2 protein-coding genes are annotated in these 2,062 nt (G+C 44.6%); both read left to right on the forward strand.

All coding sequences use genetic code 11. The annotated features are described in order from the left end of the window. Positions 1–54: 54 nt before the first annotated feature. A complete protein-coding gene (locus tag JX312_RS12740; RefSeq protein WP_123404554.1) occupies positions 55–1,407 on the forward strand; it encodes a trigger factor in 1,353 nt (450 codons plus the stop codon). Positions 1,408–1,547: 140 nt separating this feature from the next. Further along, a partial coding sequence (locus tag JX312_RS12745) for an ATP-dependent Clp protease proteolytic subunit (protein ID WP_204458290.1) occupies positions 1,548–2,062 on the forward strand: 515 nt, incomplete at its 3' end.

Genomic DNA, 2,062 nt, shown 5'->3' on the forward strand with positions numbered 1-2,062 from the left:
AATTTTGCATCTCGAAACAAATAATAGAATAGAATTTAATAACATATTTAGGAAATGAAAATAGATTATGCCAAGATCGACGAGGTGAACGGCGAGATTACCGTCACTCTCGAAGAAAAGGATTATGCCGACAAAGTCAAGAAACAGCTCAAAGAGATCGGCAAGAAACATGCGGAACCGGGTTTTCGTCCCGGTCACGTTCCCTCAGGACTTATACAGAAAAAATATGGCGCAGCCGTAAAATATGATATCATCAATCAGGAAGTCGGCAATGCGGTGTTCGATTATATAAAGGAAAACAAGCTCCATGTACTGGGCAATCCCGTTCCGCAGCAGAACGATGATTTCAACATCAATGCCGCTGATTTCACTTTGAAATTCAAAGTAGGTATCGCTCCTGAGTTTGACACTCATGTAAACAAGGATCTTCATGTGCCTTACTACACTATCAAAGTGTCGGATGAAATGATTGATAACCAGGATCAGATGTTCTCCCGCCGTTTCGGCAAACAGGAACCCGGCGACACAGTAGACGCCACTGCTCTTGTGAAAGGCGTGATTAGCGAGCTTGATGAAAACGGAGAACCCAAAGAGGGTGGTGTGGTTGTAGAGAATGGTATCGTCTCTCCCCAGTATTTCAAGAGCGAGGATCAGCGCGAGCTCTTCATGGGCAAGAAGGTCGGAGATATTGTAAGATTCAATCCTGCGGCTACATGCGATTCCAACGCTACAGAGATGTCTTCCATGCTCAATATCGAGAAGAGCGAGGTTGAGAACCATAAGGGCGATTTCAACCTTGATATCAAGGAGATCATCGTTCTCAAGCCGGCTGAGCACAATCAGGAGTTCTTTGACATGGTGTTCGGAGCTGACAAGGTTCATAATGAAGAGGAATATCGCGCAGCACTCAAGGAAATGCTTGTAGCAGGTCTTGCAAATGATTCCAATTATCGTTTCACAATCGATGCGCGCAACACAATATCCGCAGCTATCGGTGAGCTTCAGCTTCCGGATGAGGTTCTCAAAGAATTCCTGAAAAGCCAGAACGAGGCGCTCAACAATGAGAATATTGACGAGGAGTATACACGTCTGCGTCCTGAACTTGAGTGGGAACTTGAGAAAGAGGCTATCGCTTCTCAGCTTGACATCAAGGTTGACGAGGAGGATCTCAAGAATACAGCGCGCATGATGGCTCAGAGCCAATTCGCACAGTATGGCATGCCTAACGTTCCGGCAGAGACTCTTGACCGTTATGCTTCAGATATTCTCAAGGATGAGAAAGCACGCAATCAGGTTTACAACCAGACTGTAGACATGAAGCTATACAACGGTATCCGTGCGTCTGTCACAGTGGATGAAAAAGAAGTTGATGTGGAAGCATTCAACGATCTTTTCCGCAACGCATAATATTATTGGCATAGAATTTGTTTATATATCTGCATGGGAGTCTCCCATGCAGATATATATTGTTTATTTGAGTTCCGCAGGTTAATGGAGAATGCATGCATATCTCTATGCTTGCGAGAACCGGAAATTTAGTGAAAGATATGAAAAACGATTTTAGAAACTATGCGGTTAATCATCTCGGCATGAGTTCAAACACGCTTGATTCATATGCCCGCCATATGGAGAAGACAGCCGGGGGTGTTATGGTTCCGACATCAGATTATATGAATCCTTACATTCTTGAAGAGCGTCAGCTTAATGTGACCCAGATGGACGTTTTTTCCCGTCTGATGATGGATCGTATAATTTTTCTCGGAACTCAGGTTTCAGATCAGAGCGCAAATATAATACAGGCACAGCTTCTATATCTTGATTCTGTAGATCCGGAAAAAGATATTGCACTTTACATCAACTCCCCCGGAGGATCCGTATATGCCGGTCTTGGCATTTATGACACCATGCAGTATATCAGTTCTGATGTCTCGACTATCTGCACCGGTATGGCGGCTTCAATGGCTGCTGTTCTGCTTGTTGCTGGAGAACATGGGAAACGCTACGCACTTCCTCATTCACGAGTTATGATTCATCAGCCTATGGGTGGCATACAGGGTCAGGC

Origin of the sequence: Barnesiella sp. CU968, from assembly GCF_905219685.1 — a bacterium.
Lineage (GTDB): Bacteria > Bacteroidota > Bacteroidia > Bacteroidales > Muribaculaceae > Lepagella > Lepagella muris_A.